The organism is Proteiniclasticum sp. C24MP (assembly GCF_043951855.1).
Lineage (GTDB): Bacteria > Bacillota > Clostridia > Clostridiales > Clostridiaceae > Proteiniclasticum.
Map to the genome: position 1 here is coordinate 14,759 of NZ_JBINJW010000003.1, position 14,602 is coordinate 29,360.

12 protein-coding genes and 1 riboswitch are annotated in these 14,602 nt (G+C 43.7%); of the genes, 7 read left to right on the plus strand and 5 right to left on the minus strand.

Features of this window, described 5'->3' with window-relative positions:
- Window positions 1-128: 128 nt before the first annotated feature.
- Window positions 129-668, minus strand: coding sequence for a hypothetical protein (locus ACHAL6_RS04215; RefSeq protein WP_395268993.1), 540 nt, complete (start codon window positions 666-668; stop codon window positions 129-131).
- Window positions 649-1,041: a hypothetical protein gene (locus ACHAL6_RS04220; RefSeq protein ID WP_395268994.1), complete on the minus strand. Its 393-nt coding sequence runs from the start codon at window positions 1,039-1,041 to the stop codon at window positions 649-651. The genes ACHAL6_RS04215 and ACHAL6_RS04220 overlap by 20 nt, the downstream gene beginning before the upstream one ends.
- 173 nt (window positions 1,042-1,214) lie before the next feature.
- A riboswitch (cobalamin riboswitch) is annotated at window positions 1,215-1,401 on the minus strand.
- Between the two features lie 206 nt (window positions 1,402-1,607).
- On the opposite strand from ACHAL6_RS04220, the gene helD reads away from it, so the two are divergent.
- The gene (gene helD / locus ACHAL6_RS04225) at window positions 1,608-3,878 is read left to right on the plus strand and encodes an RNA polymerase recycling motor HelD (RefSeq protein ID WP_395268995.1); all 2,271 of its coding nucleotides are present in this window, start codon (window positions 1,608-1,610) and stop codon (window positions 3,876-3,878) included.
- 72 nt (window positions 3,879-3,950) lie between these two features.
- Here the strand turns inward: helD and ACHAL6_RS04230 are convergent, their stop codons facing one another.
- A complete protein-coding gene (locus ACHAL6_RS04230; protein ID WP_395268996.1) occupies window positions 3,951-4,454 on the minus strand; it encodes a GNAT family N-acetyltransferase in 504 nt (167 codons plus the stop codon).
- A 110-nt stretch (window positions 4,455-4,564) separates the two neighbouring features.
- On the opposite strand from ACHAL6_RS04230, the gene ACHAL6_RS04235 reads away from it, so the two are divergent.
- The 6 genes from ACHAL6_RS04235 (at window position 4,565) to ACHAL6_RS04260 (ending at window position 11,654) form a co-directional block, all read left to right on the plus strand.
- Window positions 4,565-5,716, plus strand: coding sequence for an exonuclease SbcCD subunit D (locus ACHAL6_RS04235; protein ID WP_395268997.1), 1,152 nt, complete (start codon window positions 4,565-4,567; stop codon window positions 5,714-5,716).
- Window positions 5,713-8,745, plus strand: a complete 3,033-nt coding sequence (locus ACHAL6_RS04240; RefSeq protein WP_395268998.1) for an AAA family ATPase — start codon at window positions 5,713-5,715, stop codon at window positions 8,743-8,745. Before ACHAL6_RS04235 ends, ACHAL6_RS04240 begins: the two co-directional genes overlap by 4 nt.
- Complete coding sequence (locus ACHAL6_RS04245) at window positions 8,745-9,092, plus strand: Spx/MgsR family RNA polymerase-binding regulatory protein (protein WP_395268999.1); 348 nt, start codon at window positions 8,745-8,747, stop codon at window positions 9,090-9,092. Before ACHAL6_RS04240 ends, ACHAL6_RS04245 begins: the two co-directional genes overlap by 1 nt.
- A gap of 309 nt (window positions 9,093-9,401) precedes the next feature.
- Window positions 9,402-10,136, plus strand: a complete 735-nt coding sequence (locus ACHAL6_RS04250; RefSeq protein WP_395269000.1) for a DUF3784 domain-containing protein — start codon at window positions 9,402-9,404, stop codon at window positions 10,134-10,136.
- 35 nt (window positions 10,137-10,171) lie between these two features.
- Window positions 10,172-11,257 (plus strand): M42 family metallopeptidase, encoded by a 1,086-nt coding sequence (locus tag ACHAL6_RS04255; RefSeq protein ID WP_395269001.1) that lies wholly within the window; start codon window positions 10,172-10,174, stop codon window positions 11,255-11,257.
- A gap of 13 nt (window positions 11,258-11,270) precedes the next feature.
- Window positions 11,271-11,654: an SdpI family protein gene (locus ACHAL6_RS04260; protein WP_395269002.1), complete on the plus strand. Its 384-nt coding sequence runs from the start codon at window positions 11,271-11,273 to the stop codon at window positions 11,652-11,654.
- A 78-nt stretch (window positions 11,655-11,732) separates the two neighbouring features.
- Here ACHAL6_RS04260 and ACHAL6_RS04265 read toward each other — a convergent pair whose 3' ends face one another.
- Together ACHAL6_RS04265 and ACHAL6_RS04270 are read right to left on the minus strand one after the other, a co-directional pair.
- Window positions 11,733-12,779 (minus strand): PTS transporter subunit IIC, encoded by a 1,047-nt coding sequence (locus ACHAL6_RS04265; RefSeq protein ID WP_395269003.1) that lies wholly within the window; start codon window positions 12,777-12,779, stop codon window positions 11,733-11,735.
- An 18-nt stretch (window positions 12,780-12,797) separates the two neighbouring features.
- Entirely contained in the window at window positions 12,798-14,471 is a 1,674-nt protein-coding gene (locus tag ACHAL6_RS04270; RefSeq protein ID WP_395269004.1) for an NFACT family protein, read from the minus strand.
- Window positions 14,472-14,602: the final 131 nt, after the last annotated feature.

A 14,602-nucleotide genomic window follows, 5' to 3' on the forward strand; every position in this document is an offset into this window, starting at 1 on the left:
GATGGTACACCTTACAGGGATATTTCTCCAGTCCATACAAAACTTCTCTCTTTAAGCACATATAAGGAAAGCACCGGGATATGGAATCACTCCTTGTCTCAGTGCTTTTCTTTCTTATGTTCTGACGCTCAACTGGTTACTCGGAGATTATGTTCGTACTTGTCTCTCAGTCTTGTCAGAAGACTGTACATGGGATTATATAAAAAGAGTACGATCACAAAATTAGATGCTCCATGAATCAGGTCGAATGGGATTCCCCGAGTCCAGTAGACGATTCCGTAGGGTATGCCATAGAAAAATGATTCAATCACAGCAAAAAACAGTCCGAAGCCCAGGCCGAAGATCATTCCAAGAACAGCATAAGGCCACTCGGAATGGGTGCCTTTCTGAAGGAGCACTGCGAGAAAACTCAGCAGAGGCCAGATCAGATAGTAGGCAAGAAGCCAGGTCTGAACACCGTAGAAGAAGATTTCCGTAGTTGAAAATATCAGTGCCACGATGAAGGTTTTCCTGAATCCGAAAACAGAAGCGTAGACCATAAATAGCAGTGTGACGATTTCAACATTGGGGATGAATACCAGCGCCATTTTACCTGCTGTTAATGTGGCACTGAGAAGCGGGATGAGAACAATGTCCCATACGGTGAAATTAGAATCCCGTAACTTCAAATGTGTATTCATCCTTATCGTTTACTGGTATTTCCTTGATGCCGACCATGGCATCTTCCCCATTGATCTTTATGCTGAAAAATTCTTTGCTTATATCAGCGTTATAGCCTTTCAGTCCCATTAACATTGGACCGTATTGAGTTTCTTCTGTTACGAGCTGAAGCTCATCGCTGTGTTCGTTCAGAAGACCTTCAAGATAGAGTTCGTCAGATCTGAAAGTTTCTCTGTAGTCGATACTTTCACTTTCCACAATGATATTGATTGTAACTTCCTTTGATCCTTCTTCACCTTTGGGTGTCATCAGTCGGTAGATTCCAAATCCACCTGCAGCCAGAAGCAGCACCACCAGGACAGCAGTAATTTTTTTGTTCATTTTTCCTCCTTGTTGTACAATTTGTACAGATGATTATTTAAGAACCAATCAAAGATTATAAACGAAGAGAAAAGGTGTACAAGGGGAAAGTAAAAGCACCCATTTCTGGGTGCTGCAATAGACTATAGAAGAAAATCTTCAAATCCATTTTGACACCTCATGACCCGTGAGGAGATTCTCAAAATCATATAGGCAGGTCTTCCGGCTTGACTATGTAAAAGAGTTTTCCTTCCCAGAAAATGATTCCAGTGGATATTCTAACTCTTAAGAGTCTTACGGCGGCGGGACCGCACAGGCTTTTACCTGTTTCCCTCTTCGTGCCAAGATGCTGTCTTGGCAACCTATATTATTCAATCTCTTAAATTGTGTTCTTATGACTTTATTATAGCAGATAAATTCTGGTAGTCCATAGTGTAAACGTATAGATTTTTGCGATGGTGCGGTAATTATTTGTCCTTGTCCGATTATGTGAAGAATGTAGGAGGCATAGGGTACTTGTGGTATACTAAATTCTGTTAAAATGAAATGAGAACTGAAGACAGGAAAATGGAAACAGGGTGAGTGAAATGTCGATGAAAGAACATGAAGATTATTATATGGAAATCCAGCGACTGAAAGAAACAAAAGAATACATACGCAGCATCATATCCTTAGTGGTGGAGAAAAGACTGAAATACAGGAAGGATATGCGTGAGGCCTTTTCAGAACTGGATGATATGGATAACAGTCTCAGTTATGCGAGTATTCTGCTTAACACGAAGCTTCTGGACAGTCTGGAACAGAACTTCGGTATGCTGAAAAAATCGGAAGATCATCCTTATTTCGCCCGTATGGACATCAGGCAGTCCGACAAGGACAGAGATGAAAAGATCTACATCGGTAAAATCTCCCTTTTTGACGAATCCATGGATACCCCACTGGTTGTCGACTGGAGAGCCCCTATAGCAAGTGTGTATTATGACGGAAGGCTAGGGAAAGCACGCTATAAATCCTATGGTCAGGAGTATGAGATAGACCTTTACAGAAAGAGACAGTTCACCATTGAACAAGGAGAACTGAAACATTTCGTGGATGTGGATATTTCCATGTCGGATACTTTTCTGCAGGCGACGCTTGAAAATCATGCAAGTGACAAGCTGAAGGATATCGTGTCAACCATACAGTCCGAGCAGAATGACATCATAAGAGCAGATATACACAAACCGCTGATTGTTCAGGGCGTTGCCGGAAGCGGCAAGACCACCATAGCGCTACATCGGATTGCCTATCTCATCTACACCTATTCTGAATCCTTCAAACCAGAGGATTTCATCATCATTGCACCGAACAATCTTTTTCTGGACTATATCTCAAGTGTACTGCCTGAACTTGGTGCGGAAGATGTGAGGCAGACTACTTTTACTGATTTCATGCTGGATGTCATCGGTGAAAAATACCCATTGTCCGATCAGAATGGTAAACTTAGACTTCTCATAGAAAAAGGAAATCTGGGTAATTATGATGAGGAACTCACGATCAGAGCATCTGCCTTTAAAAACAGCATGCAGATGAAGTCCATTCTGGAAGACTATGTCAACGGGATTGAAGAACACTTTATTCCGCCTGATGATTTTGAAGTGAACGAAGAAGTGATCTTCACGAAAGAATACCTGCATGATATGTTCAAAAACAGTTACGCTTATCTCCCTTTCTATAGAAGAGTCGAGCAGCTAAGCAGTTATCTGGATCGTTATGTGAAAGAAGCGGTAGATGAGATGATTGCAAAAGCAGAGCGCATCTATGACCGTAGATTGGATCGGATCAGAAAATCCGGTATGGATCAGGAGAGCATGAAGAAAAAACTGAAAAATGCGATTGCAGATAGAGATGAAAAGATCAGGATGCTCCATAAAAGCAGAAAAAAATCCGTAAAGGACTATATCAGACGGATTGACAGGCAGGACGCTCTGTTCTTCTACAACAGGCTCATGGCAGATGAATCTGTATTAGAGAAATACACAGATGATAATGAGGTCGTAAGATTCATCGTAGAAGATCGGATCAGCAGAATCGCTGAAAAAGAACTGGAACTGGAAGATCTGGCACCTGTTGCTTACCTTCACAATAAACTGTATGGTATCAGTAAATCTGCAAGAGTGAAGTATGCAGTCATCGATGAGGCACAGGATTTCAGCGATTTTCAGTTTTTCGTGTTAAGAGAAATTCTCAATACCGACAGGTTTACGATTCTTGGGGATCTTTCTCAAGGGATCCATATGTATCGTGCGATCAAAGACTGGTCCTATCTTCAGCAATCGGTTTTCAAAGAAGAAGTGAACTACCTCACTCTTCTTCAGAGCTATCGTACAACCATAGAAATCATGAACGCTGCAAACGGGGTGCTCAAGAAAGCTCCGATCAAAGACCTGGCCCTGGCGAACCCTGTGGTTCGTCATGGCAAGAAACCGGAGGTCATCATGCACAGTGATGCGACAAACCTTGTGGAAGGGATTCTTGCCACTGTTGATACATGGCTTCAGGAGGAATTTACCACAATAGCCGTCATAACAAAATCAGGTGAAGATGCCAAAGCGATTCATAGCGCGCTTATGGAGCATGACAGATATGCCATAGGACTCATTGAAGAAAAAGCGGCTCACTTTGAAGAGAGAATTGTAGTGCTGCCCGCACATCTTGCAAAGGGACTGGAATTTGATGCAGTCATCACAGCAAATCTGAATGATTCCTTCGAGCGAAGCGCATTGGATGGGAAGCTTCTTTATGTGGCAATGACGAGAGCAATGCACAGATTGTCCGTGCAGTTCATTTCCGGGAACAACTGCTATTTTTCAGAGTAAGAATACGAAGAAATGCAATATAATAAGGTGTCAGATTAAACGTTAATCTGGCACCTTTTCATTTTATGATAATCAGTCAATATTAATTTCGGTAACAGTAGTCAGAGGGACTTCGATAAAACCCAGGGACTCGTATAATCTGACTGCACTGCTGTTTTCGACAGTAACGTAGAGATACAAGGAGTGGTAGCCCATCTTATAGAGCTCATAGGCTGATTTGGAGATTAAAAGCGTAGCATACCCAAGGCGCTGATCCGTTTTCCTTGTGAATGTATAGGTGATGGTTGGTTCACCTCGATAGAGGCAGACAAGCACACCTGCTCTTACAACATCTTCTTCCATGAGAAGAAAAGAGGCTTCCTCCATGAGAGGACCATAAGAACCTTTATAAACACGTTTCAGTTCGTCGAGTGTCTGCTCCAGATCTTCCCCTTCGTAATCGATGGTATCCCGATAGGCATCAAGCACGGCTTCCGCCATGGCGTAAAGATGTTTTTTCTGGGCTGGGACAAAGGTCATCGGAAACTCTCTGTTTTCATCACCTAACCTGAGACTCATACGGATTCTCTTTGGCATTACGTACACCCCCTACGAATATTCTACTACATTTTGAATCGGATTGCGTTGTATTGTCAAAATATTTCAGCTAAACTTTAAGGTAAGAAATGAAAGGAGCACTATTATAGATGAAAATTCTTCACGTAGCGGATCTACACATAGGAAGGTACTTTAACGGCATGTCTCTTCTGGAGGAGCAGAAGAAAATGCTGAAAGAGATTATTGAAGTCATCAGACAGGAAGAGCCGGATGTGGTTGTCATAGCCGGCGATATTTATGATAGATCGATCCCAAGAGAAGATGCGGTGAAAGTAAATGATTGGTTTCTCACTGAACTTGTAAGACTTGGGAAGAGAAATATTCTGATTACCGGAAATCATGACTCTCATGAACGGGTAGGGTTTTTAAGTTCTCTTCTGGAAGACAAAGGGCTCACCGTGGAAAATAATGTGAGAAGGCCACTAAGATGCATCACCCTGAAAGATGCGTTCGGACCAGTGGAATTCTATCTTTTTCCATATCGGGATACAGCAAACCTGAAAACCATCTATGAGCTGGAAAGCTTCAGAGATGATACTTTGGTTTATGAACGGATCTTCAAGGAGAGCATTAAGAAGAATCAGAACCGGAAAGTGCTTGTCTACCATGGGTTTGTGGCAGGATCAGGCAGGGAAGAAGTGACGGAGAGTGAATCGGAGAGAATCATATCTGTAGGCGGACATGATTTCATCAGGACAACGGTCTTTGAACCGTTCCATTATGTCGCATTAGGGCACCTTCACAAGCCCCAATGGGTCGTGGAAGGCAAGATAAGGTATGCAGGGTCACCTATGAAATACTCCTTTTCCGAAGAAAATCATAAGAAAAGCATCACGGTCATCGAACTGGATGAAAAAGGGAACGTGACGCTCAAAGAGGTGCCGCTGAAACCGGTCAAGGATGTGGTGACCATCGAAGGAACCTTCAATGAAATCATGAACATGGATTATGAAGGGAATAATGAAGATTATATCAGGGTGATTCTGAAGGATAAAGAGGAGATTCTGGAACCGATGATGCGGCTTCGCACAAAATTTCCGAACATTCTGGAGCTCCAGAGAGAACGGGACCAGAAAGAAATCCTGAACGAATATGCGGACTACAGCATCATACAGAAGAAAGACATGACAAAGCTTTTCAGGGATTTCTACAAACTGAAAAACGACAGAGAAATCGAAGAGACGAATCTTGATATCATCAGAGAACTGGTGGAAGAAGTGGAAGGGGGAAGTGTGCTATGAAACCACTGGATTTAACCATGAAGTCCTTTCTGGGATTCAAGGAGAGTACAGCTGTGGACTTCAGACCCTTATATGAGGATAAGATCTTTCTGGTGACAGGCCCCACTGGGGCGGGTAAAACATCCATCTTCGATGCGATCTGCTACGCGCTCTACGGGGAGGGAAGCGGTTCCACCAGAACCAAAGCGAAATGCTTCAGAAGCCAGCTGGCTGATGACAAAGAGGATATGGAAGTCTCTCTTTCCTTTGAAGTCAAAGGAGAGCTGTATCATGTCAGACGTGTTGAAACGCCGAAGGGGGTCAATAAAGCCTACTTCTACAGAGAAAGCGATCCGGAGAAGATGCTGGTGAAAATAAAAGAAGTCAACCAGGAAATCGAAGGGATCATCGGTCTGAACCTGGACCAGTTCAAGAAAATCGTCATGATACCACAGGGAGAGTTCCGAGAATTTCTCACTGCCGGAACAAAGGATAAATCGGAAATTCTGAAAAAACTGTTTTCAACGGAGCAGTATGAAAGACTTCAGTGGCGGATCAAGGAGAAATTTGATGACACCAGATCCATCGACAAGACTCTTGTTCTGAAGTTCAATGAAATACTCAAAGAAGCAGGTATGGAAGGTCAGGACATCGAAATGGGACCGGATGCTCTTCTTGAAAGTCTTCAGGCAGCAGAAGAAGAGACGGAGAATCTGGAGAAGGAAATTGAGGTTCTCGAAAAGAAAGGCAAAGAGATTGAAAAAGAGATAGCCGACTCTGAAAAAAATAATAGTGAGTTAGCCGTTTTCCAGAAAGCTTCTGACGAATACGACAGATACAGAGGCCTGAAAAGAGTTTATGAAGAGAAAGACAAGGAGCTGAAGCTTCTGAGAAAAATATCAGCCATAACGCATACGGAAAAGCAGCTGGCGGATAAGGAGAAGGATATCAGAAAGCTTCAGTCAGATCTGAAAGTTCTGGAAGAGGACAGGAAAAAGGTCATCGGCTATATGGACCGTTGCAGAAAGTCGCTCCACGATGCCACGGAAGAAGCCAAGGAACTGGACGAGAAGAAAACAGAGAAAAACAGACTGCAGAATCTGCTTGTCAGATCAAAAAGGCTGGGGGAAGCTCATGCAACCCTGAATGAGCTGAGATTGAAAGGACAGGAGATTGAGAAGAAGTTAAGCCATCTCAGAAAGAAGGAGACAGAGCTCAAAGGGTATATGGAAGAGGAGCATGATGCATCCGGAGAACTTCAGGAAGCGAAAGTGAAGCAGATGGAGCTGAAACTGAAGCTTCAGGAATCGAATTCAAGACTGAAGACACTTGTGACTTTATTCAACAAAGCGCAGAAAAGAGATGAAATAGAATCCAATATCAGGCTTTTCAGGAAAGAAGAAGAGAACATCGCGAGAAACATTGAAGTGGCTACAAATGCCTATGAGCACGAGCTTGCAAAGAGAAATGAGAATTATGCCCATATTCTTCGCTCTCAGCTTCATGACAATGAACCCTGTCCGGTATGCGGTTCTTATGAACACCCTTCTGCGACAAAAGAGGCAAGGAGTTTTGATGAGGAGCTCATCAGCACGCTGGAAGAAAAGAAGAAGTTGCTCGAAAAATCATTACAGGAGAAAAAATCGGATATTCGTAACGGAATCCGTCATTATGAGGATCTTGCTGAGGAAATCATAGTGCTAGGAGACGAAAGCGAAATCAGCATCTTCAAAGTGGATGATCTGAGAATTGTCGGAGGGGATGAGAAGGAAAAGTACAGAAGGCTGGAAAACAAGCTCGCTGAAAACATGACCATCGTCAACAAGTACACAACAAAGCTCGATGGAATACAGGTTCGTTCGGAGCTCTGCAGAAAAGAACTGGCAGTCATGGATGATCTCATGAAAGTCTATGATGAGAACAACGCGAGACTGCATGATCTTCAAGGGGAAATCAGGTCTCTCATGACGGATGGTGTGCCTAAGGAATCTCTGGGTCTCATACATCAGATCAAAGAAATCGACAGGATCATTGAAGAAATCAGCAAACGCCTGGATGAGGCGAAAAAGAATTTCGAGGAATGTCAGAATCAGGATCAGAATCTCAGGGGACAGGAAAGTGCATTGAATCAGACGCTGATTTCCTCTCTGGAGGCTGCGAAATCCTTAAAGGATCAGTTTTTCACAAGTCTTCTGGAAGCGGATGTGACTAGAGATGCCTATGAGATGAACAAACATAAAGTGCCGGATACGGATTCCATTGAAGAGGAAATCACTACGTTCTTTAAAGGATACAACGCAGTGAAAGGGGTATACGAGAGTCTCCGTGAACATGGCGAATCGCTGCGTTTCAAGGAAGTGGACCCCTTGAAGAGCAGGCTTGATGAATCCATGAAGGAACTGAAGGAGAAAAATCAGCAGTATAAGGAAAAAGAGATTCTGGTTTATAACCTGAAGCGTTCTCATGTAAGGCTCGGCGAAATCCATGAAAGCTATCTTCTGAATCAGAAGAATCTCACAGTTCTTCAGGACCTGTATGATACTGCGAATTTAGGCATGGGGTTTGAAACTTTTGTTCAATCCTACTACTTCGAAGGGATTCTTCTAAGAGCGAATGAAAGACTGAGAAAAATGTCTGAAGGACGCTATAAGCTCAAGAGAAGAAATGAAACAGAGAACAGGAGAGAGAAAATCGGGCTTGGCCTGGATGTGTTTGATGAGTATACTGGTAGAGAAAGGGATGTGCAGTCCTTGTCTGGCGGAGAGAGCTTCAAAGCATCACTTTCGTTAGCTCTGGGTCTGTCAGATTTCATAGAGAGTCATAAGGGCAGTGTGAATCTGGAAACCATATTCATCGATGAAGGGTTTGGCTCATTGGACCAGGACTCCCTGGACAATGCGCTTGAAAGTCTCATGGAGCTGAATGTGTCTGGCCGAATCGTGGGAATCATTTCCCATGTGACAGAGCTGAAGGATCGTATACCAGGGAAAATAGAAGTGAAGTCCATTCCTGGAAAGGGAAGCACCATAAAAGTGAACGGAGGAATATAATGCAGATTGTTTGTTACCGAAAATGCGGGACCTGTGTCAAAGCGAAGAAATTTCTCATGGCGCATAATCTGGAGTTCGACTATAGAGAAATTACGGAAGAGCAGCTGAGTTATGAGGAACTGAAAGAAATTCATGAAAAGAGCGGTCTGCCGATCAAAAGACTGCTCAATACCAGCGGGACTGTCTACAGAGATCTTGAGATGAAGGAAAAAGTGAAAAGTTATTCTGATGATGAGATTCTCAGACTTCTTTCTCAACATCCGATGCTGGTGAAGAGACCCGTCCTTTTGAAGGATGACCTTGTTCTGATCGGGTTCAGGGAAGATGAGTGGAATCAGCTGATTTAGTCAAAGGGTATTATGAAAATAGGTAGGGGGAACAAAATGCCGAAAAACAGGAAAGAGAAAAATGCGCTTTATTGGAAGATTGGAGTAGTTTCTATCGTTTTATCGATCATATTTTTTGTGATTGCTGCTCTGCTGCCTTAACTCTCTTTGAAATGTCACTATAAGCGCTGCTGGATTAGCGGACCGGAGAAACTTGATATTCTCCGATCCGCTTTTTAAACGGATATGTGGATTCATATCAGTGCAAGGTGTATTATAATAATATAAATATAAGTACATACATGTATTTCAAGTAAGGAGGCCTCTATTGTGTTTTATGTGATATTCGGTGGAATCATGCTGATTCTGGGACTCCTTGTCCATAAGGCGAAGCTGCATTTCCTCATTTCGGGCTATAACACCTATTCCAGGGAGAAACAGGAGAACGTGGATGTGGAGTCCACAGCGAAACTGATCGGTTACTATGGATATGCAAATGCTGCCGTTTTCTTTGCTGCAGGGGGGCTGGGCTACTTCGATGTGAAGGTTGGTCTGATTCCACCCATCGTCTTCATGATGATCTCCACGATGATTCTACTCTGGAAAATACAGAAATATGATCGCAACGTATTTGATGAGGATGGGCAGATGAAAAAGAGCAGTAAAGTACAGCTTTTTCTGGTACTACTCATATTAGGTGGCACATTCCTGTTCGTCGGGTACATGATGTTCGCATCTTCAAGAGACACCAGTGTTCTCATGGATGAACAGGGGATTGAAATTGAAGGGATGTATGGAGACGCCTATGAATGGGCTTCCATGGAAGGGCTTGCCTTGCTTTCGGAGCTTCCGGATATCAGGATGAGAACCAATGGGTCAGCCATCGGTTCGAAGCTGAGAGGGCATTTCAGAATGGAGGAGTACGGGTCGGTGAAGCTGTTCATGGATGCATCGGTATCTCCATTCATCTATTTTGAAGTGGAGGGGAAACCGGTGATCTTCAATCTTGGAGATGAGGAGAAGACAGAAGAGTTTTTTCAAAAGATGAATGAAATGATGCCATAGAAATGTTTTAACTGTAGTAGAGAGGGGGAATGGAAATGACAGATATGAAAATGATGGAGCAATTATCCAATGCGTTCGGTCCGGGAGGATTCGAAGAAGATGTGGTAAGGGTTGTCAAGGAGTATGCAGATGACTTTAAGGTGACCATGGATGCTATGAACAATGTCTATATCAGCCTTAAAGGGAATACGGGAGATCGGCCTGTGATCATGCTGGATGCACACCTGGATGAGGTGGGCTTCATGGTGCAGACCATAGATGCCAAAGGCCTTCTTAGCATCGTTCCTCTGGGAGGATGGATCACCACAAATATTCCTGCCCATAGCATGATCATCAAGAACAGAAAGGGTGAATATGTGAAAGGCATAGTAGTCTCAAAACCGCCGCATTTCATGACAGCGGAGGAGAAGGAAAGCGGTAAAATTCATATGGAAAATCTTCGCATTGATGTGGGGTGCACCAGCAGAGAAGAAGTGGTGGAGCTTTTCGGCATTCAGACCGGCGATCCTGTGGTACCCGATGTATCCTTCCATCATAATGGCAGGAACGGTGTGATGTCCGGGAAGGCCTTTGACAACAGAATCGGATGTCTTGCCGTAATCGAGACCATGAAGAAACTGGATGGACAGAACCTGCCCTTTGATGTCATCGGCGCATTGGCAGCCCAGGAAGAGGTGGGAACAAGAGGAGCGCAGGTTACAACAGAGGTGGTGAAACCTGATTTTGCCATTGTTTTTGAAGGGTCTCCGGCGGATGATATGTATTATGATGAATACAGTGCGCAAGGAGTGCTCAAGAAAGGTGTACAGATCAGACATATGGACCAGAGTTATGTGAGTCATGCGGGATTTATCCATCTGGCGCAGAAAATCGGCGAGGAGAAGAAGATCAGATACCAGAGTGCCGTAAGAAGAGGTGGAGGAACCAACGCAGGAAAGATTCATCTAGGGCATAAAGCGATACCGGTTCTGGTTTTAGGCATTCCTTCCAGATATGTTCATACCCACTATTCCTACGCAGCGCTGGAGGATGTGGAGTCAGCTGTTTCCTTAGCATTTGAAACGCTCCTGGCCATGAACCAGGAGACGATGGATACGCTTCTCAAGAAGAACTTCCTGTAAGGAGGAATTTTGCATGGTTGTTTTTTCTCTGTTCATGACACTGCTGCTCACTTCCACGATGATGATCTTCGGAACTGTTTTTCTGAAGAAACCGCCAAAGGAAATCAATGCGCTTTTCGGATATAGAACAAGAATGTCAAGCGTCAATGCGGAAACCTGGTATTTTGCACACCGGTATGCGGGAGAGGTATGGGTCAGAACAGGAATCACAGTTACAGCAGCTTCTATGCTTCTGATATTGCTTCTTAAAAATTCCGAGAATTTTGAATCATACATGCTGATTCTTTTCTATCTTCAGATGGCATCCATGCTGATGGTGATTCCGCTTACGGAAAAAGCCCTGAGAAAAAGATTTGATAAAGAAGGAAACAGACTTCAGCAGACAAGTCGAAGGTGACAACGAAGGAAGACGGGGACGGCTGAAGCGAAAAAGGACTGAAAAACTTCATTAGAAGTTCTTCAGTCCTTTTTGGCTTTAGAGTTTCATGTCACCGAACTTGATATGGCCTTTCTTTCTCATGATTTCAGAAATGATGAGGGTAAGAATTGCGGGCAGGATGACATGCATGAGGATAATGAGTAAAATTGTTTCAGTTGAAGATCCCATGACACTGACAGCATCGAATTGACCTACCAGTCCAGATGTCCCCATTCCGGCGCCGAGTTTTGAGCCTTCCATTTTGAATACGGCACTTGCTATAGGGCCAAGGATGGCAGAAGCCATAGTTGGTGGGATCCATATTTTCGGATTCTTGATGATATTCGAAATCTGGAGCATGGATGTTCCGATTCCCTGAGAAACAAGTCCTCCGAATCCGTTTTCCCGGAAGGAAGCCACTGCGAAACCGACCATCTGTGTGGCGCAGCCTACTGTAGAAGCACCTGCAGCGATTCCTGAAAGTCCCAGAGATACAGATAGTGCAGCCGAACTGATGGGTAGTGTCAGCACCATCCCCATGGATGTGGAGACGATGATCCCCATGGGAATCGGCTGAAGCTCAGTTGCCCGATTGATCAGGCTGCCTAGGAATGTCATAAAGGCTGCAATAAACGGGGAAATGTAGTATCCTACGAGACCACCTGCTACAATCGCGGCAAGGGGAAGAAGAACAATTTCGATTTTGGTCTTCCCGCTGAGAAATTTTGTCAGTTCAGCGGAAACAAGGGATGCAATGAGTGCACCTACAGGCTCGCCGATTCGTGCAACCATGGCTCCATCTACGGAGGTGAATGTACCTGCACCGATGGCACCTACTATTACAGATGCGAATATGCCCAGTGGAGGTGCACCGACACTGTAGGCTACAGCGGCTCCTATGGCAGGGCCCATGAGGGACTGCGCCATACTGCCGAAGAGAATCAGCACTTCAATATTGAGCAGCGTGCCGAGCTGCTTTATGATGAGCCCGATGAGCAGAGATGCAAAGAGTCCCTGAGCCATTCCATTAAGCACTCTCACAGCGTAATTCGTGATTTTTTTTCGTTCAGAGTCCGTTCTGTCCTTTTTATTAACCTTAGTCATGTCTTTACTCCTCATAACCTATTCTTGTCTAGGGATTCTAGGAGCCTCCGGATCCACATATAAGGTCTTGTTTGTGGAATAGATCACCATACCAGGCTTTGCGCCGTTTGGCTTTTTAACATGCTTCACCAGGGTATAGTCAACAGGAACCTTGGTGGATTTAGAGGCTTTGCTGAAATAAGCAGCAAGATTTGCCGCCTCCAATAATGTTTCGTCATTAAAATGATCACTTCTGATTATGACATGGGAACCTGGAATATCTTTGGTATGGAGCCATGTATCGTGTCTATTAGCGAATTTTGTGGTGAGGTAATCATTCTGGGTATTGTTTTTCCCCACATAAATATCGATTCCCTCAGTGGATCTGAAGTGCAAGGGCTTTGATGCCTTGTCCTTCTTATTGCCTGATTTTCTGAATCTGAGGTATCCTGCCACCATGAGCTCTTTTCGTATTTCCTGGATTTCGTTTTCGTTCTCCAGATTTTCCAGAGAGAGCAGAATGGAGGTAAGATAATCCTCCTCTTCCAGGGCTAGTATTTTCTGCCCTTTGGCCATGACCTCTGCACGTTTTTTCTTGTTGTACTTGTTGTAATACATCTCAATATTCTGGCTTATGGTCTTAGAAGGGTTGAGTCTGATTTCGATATCTTCGTTTGTGTAGTAGTTCAGTAGTGTCGCTTTCTCCATACCATCTTTCAAAGCGTACACATTTGCCGAGAGGATCTCACCTCTCAATTTGAACTTCTCCTTGTCCATAGAGTCTTCTATGGATTTGTCCAGTACCTCAATCTTCTTTCTTACTCTCTGCAGATTATTGTTCAGTATCTTCTGTAAGTCAGAGGTTTTTGATTTGATTCTATCTTTCGCATCTTTTTCATGAACAAAAGTTTCCAGAGCCAGGGATGGAGAATCGAATTCCAGATACGTTTCCTTAAAGGGGTAGCTGGTCACGTCTTCAAAACCTTTTTCATTTGTAAGAATATAGAACTTTTCGCTTTCTGCGAGTTTCTTCAGAATTTCTCTTGAGAAAACCAGCGGATCTTCATTCTGATAGATGCTGTGGATAAAATGGGAAGTCCGTCTGGACACCCCTGCAAATACGCTGCTGAAGAAGTCTTCGTTGAAATCCTTAGTCGCTGAAACCTGATGAAATTCCCCATCGGAAAAGTGAAGCGGATCAAGCTTATTGCTTTTAGGTGGAGCGACGTACGATTTTCCCGGAAGCAGGGAACGATAAGAGTTTTTCAATGAGGAGACATGCTTGATGCAGTCCACTATGGTTCCTTCCTGATCCCTGACGAGGATGATATTCGAATGTTTTCCCATCATTTCGATGGAAAGGGTAAATGCCTGGTCGTAACCGAACTCGTCATAGCCTACAAAATGAAGGTTGATGAGTCTGTCACCATCTACCTGGTTGATCTCGATTAATTTTGATCCTACGAGATGTTTCCTTAGTACCATGAGAAACAAAGGCGCTTGCATGGGGTTCTCTTTTGGAAGATCTGTAAAATGTATTCTGGCGTAGGAGCTGTTTGATGTAAGCAGCAGTTTCCTGTTCCCGCTTACACCTCTCATACTTAAAATGATTGTATCACTCTCAGGCTGAGAGATCTTGTTTACTTTGGCTCCTGTGAGATCTTCTTTGAGTTCATTGGTGATGTTTGTAAAAAATAAACCATCTAATGCCATCTTCTTTTCTCACGGATTACATCCGTGTTTCCTCCTTGTTGTCCTTCCTTGCATAATTGATTTGCAATCAATACTAATTATAACTTATTTTCAGTGTTCTCACCAAATAATGTATAAGCAAATTCTGAAAG

Excerpts from the sequence above, each read along its gene's own strand:
- ACHAL6_RS04235 (WP_395268997.1), top strand. The coding sequence starts at position 4,565 with ATGAAAATTCTTCACGTAGCGGATCTACACATAGGAAGGTACTTTAAC.
- helD (WP_395268995.1), top strand. The coding sequence starts at position 1,608 with ATGTCGATGAAAGAACATGAAGATTATTATATGGAAATCCAGCGACTG.
- ACHAL6_RS04245 (WP_395268999.1), top strand. The coding sequence starts at position 8,745 with ATGCAGATTGTTTGTTACCGAAAATGCGGGACCTGTGTCAAAGCGAAG.
- ACHAL6_RS04220 (WP_395268994.1), bottom strand. The coding sequence starts at position 1,041 with ATGAACAAAAAAATTACTGCTGTCCTGGTGGTGCTGCTTCTGGCTGCA.
- ACHAL6_RS04230 (WP_395268996.1), bottom strand. The coding sequence starts at position 4,454 with ATGCCAAAGAGAATCCGTATGAGTCTCAGGTTAGGTGATGAAAACAGA.
- ACHAL6_RS04270 (WP_395269004.1), bottom strand. The coding sequence starts at position 14,471 with ATGGCATTAGATGGTTTATTTTTTACAAACATCACCAATGAACTCAAA.
- ACHAL6_RS04265 (WP_395269003.1), bottom strand. The coding sequence starts at position 12,779 with ATGACTAAGGTTAATAAAAAGGACAGAACGGACTCTGAACGAAAAAAA.
- ACHAL6_RS04260 (WP_395269002.1), top strand. The coding sequence starts at position 11,271 with ATGGTTGTTTTTTCTCTGTTCATGACACTGCTGCTCACTTCCACGATG.
- ACHAL6_RS04255 (WP_395269001.1), top strand. The coding sequence starts at position 10,172 with ATGACAGATATGAAAATGATGGAGCAATTATCCAATGCGTTCGGTCCG.
- ACHAL6_RS04240 (WP_395268998.1), top strand. The coding sequence starts at position 5,713 with ATGAAACCACTGGATTTAACCATGAAGTCCTTTCTGGGATTCAAGGAG.